The following is an 11,067-nucleotide window of genomic DNA, read 5'->3' as shown; positions in this document are numbered from 1 at the left end:
GGCCAGGGTAGGAAACCGAATGTTGTGGAAATTCATTGCCTTATTGCCCCTGATTCCTGTGGTATTGGCCGCCTCGAGCCGGCTATCTGCGGATACCCGAAACGATGCGCAGTATCTGACGCTGGTTGCCGAAATCACCATTGAGAATGGTACCGCAGAGCCGATTGAGGGCTATGTGCATCGAGTGGCTGTGCCCGTTGAGGGCCACATGCAGCAGCGCCTGCTGGGTATCCGTCACGATGACGTGCAGCGCTTTTTGCGCAAGCCTTTCAAGCATAGTGCCGGCGATTATGTGGAGCTGGAGTGGACGATTCCGGCACGCAGTACGTCCACAAAGAAAATTTATTTTGATCTGTTGGTACAAGACTATCAGCTGCACGCCAGCACGCAGCAATTGGATCGACGCCCTCGCCAGCCGCGCCCTCATGATGTCTATACTCGGCCCGCGAAATACATCGAATCCGAAGCCGATGAAATTGTGCGGCTCGCGCGCCATATTGAGCGCAGTTACGCCGATGCCGAGGCGCGTCTGCGCGCCGCATTTCTAACCCCCCAACAAATGATTCAATACCGCCGACAGTCGACTCGCGGTGCGCTGTACGCGGTATCGGCGCGCCAAGGTGACTGTACCGAATATGCGGCGTTGTTCGTGGCGATTGCCCGGGCTATGGGCTATCCCGCGCGTATGACTTCCGAGTTCCTGTTTACCGAGCACCGCGAGTTCAGCCAGCCAAACCACCATGCGGCGGAGGTGTATCTGGAAGGCCGCTGGATACCCGTGGACGCGAATCTCGCGCTGGACCCACGTTTTGGCTACGGATTCGGTGTGGGCAGTCATAGCAAAATCGTACTGAACCGAAATTCTGTCTGGGTCTGGTCGAACCTTTTTCCTCGCGGCGTCAGCAAGCGTCGGGGGGAGGTCGATGTGGATATGCAGTGGCGTATCCTGGAAATGCAGGGAGCAGAGTAATGCACGAGATGACTGGTGATCAAAAGGCTGCTACAGATCCGACGAGGTCTCCCGGTGCGGCCGTGGGCGAAGACCAGGGCACAGCGACCACCGCGGACCCCGGTTCGCGGAGTGCGGCACAGGAAGCGCTACCGGTCGCTGCGATCATGCAGGCGTGCGCTGAAAACGATTACTCTTCTTCCCCGCTGTTGCACAGCCAGGATGACATAGGCATCCAGCTGCTCTGCAATGCGGCGGTGGCGAAAGGGCTGGATGTCCGGTACCACCGCCGTTTGATATTTGAAGTATTCAACAGGCAACGCCGGGTAATTTTTCGTCAAAACTCGCCAGCCAATTCGGCGGTTTACACTTATTGCGCCCGGCAGAAACACATTGCCAAGCAGATAATGGCGGCTGAGGGCGTGCCAGTCCCGTCCGGTGGTGTCTTTCAGGACTATGAAACGGCGTTGTATTTCTTTCAGCAGGCCGGAGTGCCAGTAACGGTAAAGCCCGCTAACGGTTCGTCGGGGCTAGGTGTGACCAGCGGGGTGGCTGACGAAGCGGAGTTTGCCAACGCCTGGACCTTTGCCCGCAAGGAGAGCCGAACGGTTGTTGTGGAACAGAATATTGTTGGCCAGGATGTTCGGATCATTGTGATTGCCGGGAAGGCAGAAGCCGCTTACGTGCGTGAGCCGGCCCATGTGGTGGGCGACGGGCAGCACAGTATTCGCGTGCTGGTGGATAAAAAGAATGCGGTGCGAAAGAAAAATCCGAGCCTCCGTCTCGATCTGATCAAACGGTTCGACCTGTTGGAGCGCAAAGGTATCTCGCTGGATACAGTGCCGGCGGCCGGTGAAAAGGTGCAGCTCGCCAGTGTGGCGAATACATCGGCAGGCGGTGAAACCGTGCAGGTATTTGACCATCTGCACAAGGATTTGCTGACCACCGCGGAGCGGGCCGCGCGGTGTTTTCCCGGTCTGGTTCAGGTGGGTGTCGATCTGATTCAGGTTGCTCCCTCGGTGTGGAAGGCGGGCTCACCCCGTGGGTACATCATTGAGGTCAATTCCAATCCCGGGATATGTGATGCAGTCTTTCCTTCCTATGGTCGTGCCATTGACGTGCCCGATCGATTGATCGCGCAGGCTTTTTCGCCAGAGGGCGCCGGGCTCGCCACCGGGCATGCCGAGCCCGTCATTGCGCTGGCAGAGTCCTATGCCAGTCATCACTACGAACAGGTCTTTTCCGAAGGCGAGGCATCTCAGGTCAGCCTGATACAGCAGGCGGCCTATGCGCAGAATGTACCGGTGGAACCGCTGTCGAAAAATGTATTTCGACTTGTCGGGCCGACCCGCCAGTGCCTTTTCCTGAGTGGCATGCCGGAAGGTGTGCGCATGGTTTCACGGAAGGTGACCCGCAACCGCGTTTGGCTGGATGACATACTGCCAGCCAGCGCCGGTTACAAAGCCGCCAACCGGCAGAGCTTGCATCGCTTTCGCTTGCTGGTGATCGACGGGAAGCTGGTGTCGGCCCTGTTAATTCGCCCTGGGGAACGGGGTGAGAGTAGTACCCGGATTGAGGTCGGTGACCTGGTGCATGCGAGTGTGCTGCCGATTATTGATCAGACCCTGACGGCCATTTTCGATCCGCCCTTCGTCGGCATCGACCTGTATGCGGCGGATATCAGCCGGGACATGGGAGAGCAACCGTGGCAGGTCACCGATGCAGTATGTAATCCCAGGCTCTACTGGCATCACTTCCCGGATCAGGGCGATGGCCGCGATGTTGCCGGTGCCCTGGTTCGGTCCGCATTGAAGATGGAGCCCCGGGTACAGAAAGTGTGCGAACGGTTTGTACTTCGCGGTGCTGTTCAGGGGGTTGGGTTTCGGCGCTGGCTCAAAAACAAAGCACTATTGCACAGTATTAGTGGCTGGGCGCGCAACCGGCAACAAAATGACGTTGGCATACTGGAGGCGGTGCTGGAGGGTACGCCCGCGGCCATAGACAGCCTCGACGCCTTGTGCCGGCAGGGTCCGGATTTGGCCAGGGTCGAGTCTGTAGAACGCAGCGAACAACCCTGTACCGGTAAAACCCGGTTTAACATCATTGGATAATCGGTTTTATTTACCTTGCAGGGAAGGTTGCAGGGAAGCTGGCAGGAAATAGTTGAGGCAAGACTATGCATACGATCAGGACCGCATTCAGCACTCCCATTCTGGTGCGCGATATGGAGGAGTCCGGACCGGTCAATCACCGGCTCATGGAGATCATCCTGGACATGGAATCCCGCACGCCGGGGATGAAACGGTCGAATATCGGCAGCTGGGATTCACAGAAAGATTTTCTCGAGTGGCCATATGAAGAAATCGCTCTTTTCAAGAAATGGGTGATCAACGGCATCAAGGAAATTACCCTGAAGGCGACCAAGCAGAAGTACAATCCGAAAGCGCAGGATATGCTGGCGCACGCCTGGGCGAATGTGTCGCGCGCAGACAGCTATCGCAAAATCCACAATCACGAATCCTGTACCTGGTCGGGTGTATATTACGTAAAGTCCGACCTGGTAAAAGAGAAAAGCGTGAGTAGTGGCAATATTGAGTTTCTCGACCCGCGGATGCTGTGCATTCAGGCGGAGCTCCCCAATAGCAGCTTCGGCAGCCGTGTGCGTGTGGTGCCCCGCGCTGGCCGGCTGGTGATTTTCCCGCACTGGCTGCTCCACTATGTGAATCCGGTGGAAGACGATTCACTGCGTATTTGTATCGCCTTTAATGTAAAAATCGAAAGCCAGTCGGTAAAACGTCGCGGGGGCACGATGCTGCCATTGCAAAAGGCACAGCAGTTTGCAATGGCGGAGACGGACGCGCCATCGTCCTAGCCATATCAATCCCAACCCAACCAAAGTACGGGAAGAAGCGCCGCGTCAGGCGGGCTCCTCCCGTGCCATCAACTGCTTGAGAAGCTGCGGCAGTGAACCGAAGTCGGAGTCCCGTCGGGAACCCTTGATCAGTAGCAGGTCGGATGGGCGCAGCGCGTCCGCGAGATAGCGGGCCAGCGCTTCCGCAGTCGAGAAGTGTGGCCCCAACAGGGACTCGGGCAATGTGTCGCGAAGGAATTGCATTTCACTACCGTGGGTCACCACCAGCTGTACACCGGTTTCGATCAGGGGCTGCGCAAGGCTGCGGTGCAAATCCGCGGCCTGGTCACCCAGCTGCACGATGCGTCCCAGAGCGGCAATTTTCCTTCCATTCCCGGAAAGTGGTGTATCCGCAAGCACCGAGAATGCATTTAGCATTGAGCTGACGGTCGCATTCCAGCTGTCATCAATCACACGCACCTCACCGTCGGGGAGGTAGAGTGTTCCCTGGTCCAGGTGCCCCTCGTCGAGAACGAAACTCTGCAGGGCCTCGGCTGCCTGCTCGGCAGATTCGCCCATGGCATACACCGCACACAGAGACGCCACCGCGTTGTAGACCATCCCCAGGCTCGGCGCCGGCACGGTAAACTGCAGCTGTTTACCGGCGATTTGCAGGGTTACCCGACTACTCAAGTTATCTGCATCGATACGTGTAATCCGCACTTCCGCAGCTTCACTGCGACCGAAGACGATCACCCGTTTGGCGAAACGGCTGGCTTGCTTTTTGATGTAGTCGAAGTGCAACAGGTGCTCACCGACAATCGCCACCGCGCGGCCGCTCAACCCATCGAAGATTCGGGATTTCCACTTGGCCGTATCCCGGGTGGTTTTTACCTGGCTGGTGGTTTGCGAAACGCCGATACCGGTAATCAGGGCAATGGTCGGCTGAATGCGCCGGGTGATCGGGCCCTGGCGCATCCACAATGCGCTCTGGGCAACCTCGATCACCGCAGCCTGATGGTCCGCACTCAGGCTGGCCAGCATTGAGGGTGCGCCTACCCGCGAGTTGTAGTTGCCCAGACTGGTGAGAACCTTTTCTTTGCCGCCCAGCATGGTGCCGAGCATTTTCAATGTGGAGGATTTTCCTGCGGTGCCGGTCACGGCGATGACATCACCCTGGTAGCGCTGCCGCGCCGCCAGACCCAGCTCCACGATCGCCTGAATCGGATCGCTGACCTGCAGCACGGGTAACTCCGGCGGCAGTCCCGGTACGGGTTTTTCTACCATCACGGCACCGAGCCGGGCGCCGGCCTGCTGCACGATTTCGGGCAGCTTATCGTGCAGGTCCCATTTGGTGTATTTGCTCAGCGAGCTGCGTTCATGATAGGCGCGGTCACTGCTTCGGTGGGCCACAAACAGCGTTGGATTCAGGGACTGTGCGATAAAACTCTGCCCGGAAACCACGCTGCGTACATACCAGCCCTGCGGTGGCTTCACGATCCACTGGCCACCGGTAATTTCGGCCAGCTGCTGTGCATTCCAGGTTTGACCGGGGGTGTGCTCGAAGGCACAGGGGGGGAATTCACTACGATAGACCGGCGGATTTCGCCCGTCGATGGTATTGGGGTTTTCCGGTAATCCGGCGATGTTCACCGGTATGGGAGATTCGAGCACGGGCACCGGGCGAAGTTGTGTCTCCGGCCCGATCAGTCCTATCTCGAGGCGGAGGTCGCCGTTGCGCAGATGTTTGTTGGCCGGCGGGCGCAGGCCATAAAAATCCCGGTAGATGACCCCTGGTTGCCAACGGCTAGTGGGCAGCTGCCAGTCGCAGGGGTCGTGGTCCATGGATTTTCCCCAGCAGTGTGCCTGTGGATCCTGGATCGGCACTGCACGGATATCGAGCCGCAAGTTCTCCGTGAGTGGTGCCTGCCGCTCGGGGTTCAGTGTCCAGAAGGTTTCCACAAACAGCAGCCGGCGCTGTTCAATGTTTGCGGGCCGGTAACGCAGCCCGAGCAAGCGCAGCGGTCCGAAGTCCCGCTGCGTAATGCGTGCATCTAGTGGAACCTGATCGGTAAACCAGTGCGGATGCAGTGGGCGCTGAATACTATCCAGCTTTTCCGGATGCGTTTGTGTTCCGGGGGCAGCGGGCAGGGTATGTTGCGCGCGGGCCGGTGGTGTCAGCAGGATTTGCCCACTGCCATCCGGCAAGGGCTGCAGGTTGGTGCCCAGTGCCGCACACAGTTCGGCGAAACGTTGGGTGACCGCGCCGGCACCCAGCCCGGTGAGTTGATGGCTGAAGCCGAACCCGGAACCCACCGGAAAGAAGAGCACTTTCTCGACACCGCGATGGCTGAGGGAGAGTTGAAAAATCCCGCTGTCTTTCAGTGTTTTGCGCACCGAGTCAAACAGCAGGTCGCCGGCATCGTGGATGATTGGCCGGTGCTTGTAAATTTCAATGCCCTGTAGAATATGCGCACTGGTGCCGAGCACCGCATCCGCACCGGCGTCAATAATCTGGTGGCCCACGGCGATTTCTGCGGCACCGGGTTCGGTTTCCAGATTGTCCCCCCAGTGCACCGCGACGACAACGACGTGTGCGCGCCGGCGTGCGGCGGCGATGCGCGGTTGCAGCAGCTGTGCCCAGGCTTGCGGGTTGCGCAGCGACAGGAAGGCACATCCTGGTTGGCGGGTGCCGGCGGCAAAGGTTGCCTGTGTTGCATCCAGTGAAAAGATCGCGACGTTCAGATCGCCCGCAGGGCGAATCAGCGGCTGCAGTGCCGCCTCCAGGTTGGCGCCGCTGCCCGTGTGCCCGATGCCTACGGCATTGAGCCAGAAGCCCTGCTCCAGCAGGGCCTGATTACCGTAGTCGCCACTGTGGTTGTTGGCGGTAGTGACGCCGTCGATTTGGGCCCTGCACAGGAGTTTCAGCATCTCCGGGCGTGCCCGGTAGTAGTAGGGCGATTTCTCGCCCTTGTCGACGCCCTGTTCACCGGTAGTGGCGACGACGCATTCCAGATTGACCAGACTCAGGTCCGCATTGCTGAGCGCGGGAATGCGACCGAGGACCTGCTCTTCGCCCAGTTGCTCGGTGCGGTAGTGCTGGCGGCGAGCCAGGTTTACATCGCCGCCCCAGGCGAGGGTGGATAACCGGCTTTCGTTTAGTGCCGGCACCGGCGGCATTTGCTGATAGGGGCCGATGTCTTTTGGACAACCGCCGTTCAGCAGATATTTGCGGAAGGCCACAAACCCGGAGAGGTAATGCTCTACATCGTCAATGCGCACCCGGAACGCATGGTGGCGAATATAAAAGCTGCCGACGATCTTCGCCGGATTCTTGAAGAACATCGCGTACTCGGGCCAGAAATAGCCATTCAACAGGTACATGGCGCGGGTATGCAACGCGTGGTAGAACTTGTCCAGGTCTAACTGCGCCAGCAGATGGGAAAATGTTTTTTCCTGACGAAGCCGGGTAACCATCCGTTCGGCGGCCATCATCAACTCCAGCAGGGTGGGGAAGGTTGTGATGCGCTCGATAATGAAGTCCAGATGGCCAACCACATTCTGTATGCCGAACTGGTAGTAGCGTTCTTCCGGGCGATACAGGGTCAGCTCATTGACGCAGTAGCTGAGCCAGTGGTCGTGGGCCTGCCAGTGGTTGTTGGCAATAAAGTATTCAAAGGCCGTTTCCACAATGTGCAGCCAGCGCGCATCTTTGGTCAGTCCATACAGCCGCATCAGTCCAAAAGCGGCTTCGCCATCGTAGTAGATGATCCGGAATTCATCCTTGACGGTAAGTTCCGGGTACTGCAGTACATGCACGAACTTGCCGGTGGCCTGGTCCTGCATAAAGCGGATACCTAGCGCCAGTTTCTCCAGTAACCCGGTGTATTGATCCCGTACCGCGTCGCTGTCGTTGAGCTCAATGTATTTCACCAGCGCGAGAAGGCACACCGCATTGCCGCCGAGTTTAATTTCGCCATTGGCTTCCACCAGAAAGGCGGCTTCTTCGCCCGACGGCAACAGCGCGGTTTTGATGAGCTTTTGCGTGAGGTAATTGAGCGCGCGGTCGATGGCGCGCTTGGTGTGGGTATCGCGGTTCACTTCCCAGCCTTCGGTCATGGCGTAGGTAGAACTCGCGTGGCGCAGTGTGTTGTAGGTGCCAATGGGGCGGTCGAAACAGCAATGCCAGCCGTATTCAAAGCGCCCACTTTTCAATACCTGGGAGGCGAGATAACGGGTACTGGTGTCAACCACGTGATAGGCCGTTGGCTCATCCAGTGTGTCGATCCGCCGGCGTCCGGCATTGCGGCCGGGGCCGTACAGTAATTGCGGGTCGGTGTTGGCATCGACGAACAGGCCTTCCATATGCAGGCGGGTGACCGGGGTATCGTCATCGAAATTAAGCGGCGTCTTGCGGCCAAAACGCAGGTTGGTATAGGCGCGGAAACGGCTTTCATTGACCGTGGCGTAGGCCACTTTATTGCCTCCGTACAGCATGGCATTGCCATTGAGCTCCTGCTCCAGAAAGGCAATTTTCCAATCACTGTCCAGTGCCAGCCCATAGCGGAAGTAACCGCGTTTGGTATTTTCGAATTTCTGCCGCAGGGTGCGCCAGTCCATGGGCTCGGCGTGCATTACCCAGTCGATACGCAGCCAGCGCCCGTGCATCTTTGCCGATGCGAGCAGCTTCCGGGCCTGGGCGGCAAGCTTGCGCCAGAGGGCGTCGAGGTCTTTGCCGCGCGCGTGGCACACCCTGGCTCGCTGTTTGCCATCACTGATGGAAAAAAACAGCGTGTAGGGGGGCGGCAGGTTTTGCAGTTCCCGCTCTACCTTCGGGCGTGCACGGGACAGTAAATCAGACAAGGAGTTGGGGTTGGCCATGGCGCAGATACGTTCCTGTCGGTCGTTATTGTGACGAGCAGGGAAGGCCACAACCACCGTGCAAGAAACGTAGCTTGCGGCGTATCGCGGAGGACTGGCGCGCATCCCTGGCAGATCAATCCGTATCATCCAGTATAGATTTGGTGATCGGGTTCTGCCGGGCGAGGGAAGGACAGTTGCGGCGCTGGCGCAGGGTGCGCAGGGGGAGAGAGCGCGATGTTAAACCGGCTTCAGGGGATGTCAGGGGATAGAACGTGCGGGCAACCGGAATGTCGTTGCCCGCACCAGGCTAAGTGGAGATTAAAGTTCTGCGGCCAGGCGAGAACCCTGATCAATGGCGCGCTTGGCGTCCAGCTCGGCGGCCTCGAAGGCACCGCCGATCAGGTGGCTGGATTGACCCCGTGCCTGCAGTTGGTCGTGCAGTTTGCGCAGGGGCTCCTGGCCGGCACAGATAATTACGTTGTCGACCTCGAGCAGCTTTTGCTCATCCCCCAGGCGGATATGCAGGCCCTGGTCGTCGATTTTTTCGTAGGTCACGCCGGCCAGGTTTTGCACCTTGCGGTGCTTGAGGCTGGTGCGATGAATCCAGCCGGTGGTCTTGCCGAGGCCCGCGCCCACTTTGGAGGCTTTTCGTTGCAGCAGGAAGATCTGCCGTGGGCTGGTTACCGGCTGTTGTGGCTTGAGGCCAGCACGGTGTTCCAGTGCGATATCCACGCCCCACTCGTCGAAGAACTCGTCTTTGTTGCTGGCAATCAGCTCGTCGGCGTGGTCTTCGCTGTGGGTGAGGTACTCTGCCACATCGAAGCCGATGCCGCCGGCGCCGATAATGGCCACGGTTTTGCCCACCGGTTTTTTGTCTCTGAGCACATCCAGGTAGGTCAGTACTTTGGCATTGTCGATACCGTCAATGGGTGGGGTGCGCGGGGAAATACCGGTGGCGATGATGACCTCGTCGAAGCCCTTCAGGTTTTCTTCCGTGGCGACGGTGTTCAGGCGCACCTCGACACCGGTGAGTTCCAGTTTGCGCTTGAAGTAGCGCAGCGTTTCTTCAAATTCCGCTTTACCGGGAATCTGCTTGGCAATATTGAACTGGCCGCCCACCTTGTCGCTGGCTTCAAACAGGGTGACCTTGTGACCGCGCTCTGCCGCGACCGTGGATGCGGCGAGGCCAGCGGGCCCTGCACCAACCACAGCAATGGTTTTTGCCGTTTGTACCGGCAGGTAATTCAGCTCGGTTTCGTGACAGGCGCGCGGGTTGACCAGACACGAGGTGAGCTTCAGTTCGAAGGTGTGGTCCAGGCAGGCCTGGTTGCAGCCGATACAGGTATTGATTTCATCGGCGCGGTTTTCGGCCGCCTTGTTGACGAACTCCGCATCCGCCAGGAAGGGGCGAGCCATGGAAATCATGTCGGCCTTGCCGGCGGCCAGTACATCTTCGCCCACCTGGGGCATATTGATGCGGTTGCTGGTGATCACCGGCACGCTCAGGTGCTGTTTGACCTTGGCGGTAATGTCGGCAAATGCCGCGCGCGGCACGCTGGTGGCGATGGTCGGCACTCGCGCTTCGTGCCAGCCAATACCGGTGTTGATGATACTGGCACCGGCCTTCTCGATGGCCTGACCGAGGGCAACCACCTCGTCAAAATCACTGCCGCCTTCCACCAGGTCCAGCATGGACAGTCGGTAGATGATGATGAAGTCTTCGCCGACGGCTTCGCGAATCCGCCGGACAATTTCAATGGGCAGGCGCGTGCGGTTTTCGAAGCTGCCGCCCCAGCGATCATCGCGGTGGTTGGTGCGGGTGACGATAAACTGGTTGATGAAGTAGCCCTCGGAGCCCATCACTTCCACGCCGTCGTAGCCCGCTTCCTTGGCCAGGGCGGCACAGCGCACATAGTCTTCAATTTGCTGTTCAACCTCTTCGTCGCTTAATGCTTTGGGCGTGAACGGGTTGATTGGCGACTGGATGGCCGAGGGTGCGACCAGATTCGGGTTATACGCGTAGCGGCCCGCATGCAGGATCTGCATACAGATTTTGCCGCCTTCATCATGAACCGCTGCGGTAATTGCTTTGTGCTCCTCGGCTTCCTCCACGGTGGTCATCTTCGATGATCCCTGGAATACCCCACCTTCTTCATTTGGGGCGATTCCGCCGGTGACGATCAGGCCAACGCCACCGCGGGCGCGCTCACGGTAGAAGGCCGCCAATCGGTCAAAACCACCCGGGTGCTCTTCCAGGTTGGTGTGCATGGAGCCCATCAGGACGCGGTTTTTCAGGGTGGTAAAGCCCAGATCCAGTGGAGCGAGGAGGTGGGGATAGGCGTTTGTCATGGTGGTCATTCTCTTTTTGTCCGACTCTTGTATGCCGACGAGGCCTGATACTGTC

Annotated in this window: 5 protein-coding genes; 3 read left to right on the top strand and 2 right to left on the bottom strand. The window is 58.7% G+C overall.

Annotated features, from left to right (window positions below):
* Positions 1-19 precede the first annotated feature (19 nt).
* From JF535_RS14320 to JF535_RS14310, 3 genes are all read left to right on the top strand, one after another.
* A complete protein-coding gene (locus tag JF535_RS14320; RefSeq protein ID WP_207003273.1) occupies positions 20-970 on the top strand; it encodes a transglutaminase-like domain-containing protein in 951 nt (316 codons plus the stop codon).
* A complete protein-coding gene (locus tag JF535_RS14315; RefSeq protein ID WP_207003272.1) occupies positions 970-3,060 on the top strand; it encodes an acylphosphatase in 2,091 nt (696 codons plus the stop codon). Before JF535_RS14320 ends, JF535_RS14315 begins: the two co-directional genes overlap by 1 nt.
* A gap of 65 nt (positions 3,061-3,125) precedes the next feature.
* Complete coding sequence (locus JF535_RS14310; protein ID WP_207003271.1) at positions 3,126-3,821, top strand: TIGR02466 family protein; 696 nt, start codon at positions 3,126-3,128, stop codon at positions 3,819-3,821.
* Between the two features lie 45 nt (positions 3,822-3,866).
* Here JF535_RS14310 and JF535_RS14305 read toward each other — a convergent pair whose 3' ends face one another.
* Both JF535_RS14305 and JF535_RS14300 read right to left on the bottom strand, forming a co-directional pair.
* A complete protein-coding gene (locus JF535_RS14305; RefSeq protein WP_207003270.1) occupies positions 3,867-8,681 on the bottom strand; it encodes a CapA family protein in 4,815 nt (1,604 codons plus the stop codon).
* Between the two features lie 300 nt (positions 8,682-8,981).
* Complete coding sequence (locus JF535_RS14300; RefSeq protein WP_207003849.1) at positions 8,982-11,012, bottom strand: NADPH-dependent 2,4-dienoyl-CoA reductase; 2,031 nt, start codon at positions 11,010-11,012, stop codon at positions 8,982-8,984.
* Positions 11,013-11,067 lie beyond the last annotated feature (55 nt).

The organism is Microbulbifer salipaludis, from assembly GCF_017303155.1.
In the GTDB taxonomy this organism is placed as follows: Bacteria; Pseudomonadota; Gammaproteobacteria; order Pseudomonadales; family Cellvibrionaceae; genus Microbulbifer; species Microbulbifer salipaludis.
The sequence above is the reverse complement of the archived record's forward strand: the minus strand, read 5'-3'. Positions and strand labels throughout refer to the sequence as shown.